The organism is Actinocorallia longicatena (genome assembly GCF_039534125.1).
In the GTDB taxonomy this organism is placed as follows: Bacteria; Actinomycetota; Actinomycetes; order Streptosporangiales; family Streptosporangiaceae; genus Actinocorallia; species Actinocorallia longicatena.
The window spans coordinates 1-586 of sequence record NZ_BAAAUV010000086.1 but is presented as its reverse complement, the minus strand read 5'-3'; the positions used below and the strand labels follow the sequence as shown (position 1 = coordinate 586).

The window sequence follows — 586 nt, the reverse complement described above, 5'->3', positions numbered from 1 at the left end:
GAAGCCACGAGAAGCAAAAAGCCTGGTTGATATCGAGGTCAGCCACTTTCACGTTCCAGCCAGCCGCCGCGTAGGTGGTGGCCACTGCCCTAGAAATAGTGGACTTACCTACCCCACCCTTTTGGCTAACAACGCCGATGATGTAGCCCATGAATACGTTTCCCCCTTGCGTTAAAGCGTTATTGCGTTAAAACGTTACAAGTGAAGCCAAACCCTCTGGCAAGAAAAGCATCACCCGATAAGTTGATCATTTCAGTGTAACGCAATAACGAAATGACGCTATAACGCTACAAAAAAGCCGCCTCGAATGGGCGGCTGGAGAGTCTTTCCTTCATGGTATCGGGCGTTCTTGATCCAAGCGGAAGGCACGGGCATCAGTAGGGCTAGGTCGATCTACTGGATAATGTTTGGCCTCGTAAGCCTCAACCAAGGAGAGCAAGGCCTCGAAGCGGATGCCATCCTCAGTACCGATCTTTGGCTCGTTGGCGAATAACTCCGACACTTCACTGAGGGCAGCCTGGTATTCAGCTTTGGTGTAAATTTGCGGAATGCTCATGGCGCATCTCCTGTTCAGCTGGATCACGAC

The 586-nt window shown here is 51.2% G+C and carries 2 protein-coding genes; both read right to left on the bottom strand.

The window, feature by feature from the left end; all coding sequences use genetic code 11:
* The coding region (locus tag ABD785_RS41185; protein ID WP_344840358.1) for a nucleotide-binding protein at positions 1 to 151 on the bottom strand (151 nt) is incomplete at its 3' end.
* Positions 152 to 331: 180 nt separating this feature from the next.
* Positions 332 to 586 (bottom strand): hypothetical protein (locus ABD785_RS41180; RefSeq protein ID WP_425547887.1); only part of this gene is annotated, 255 nt, incomplete at its 5' end.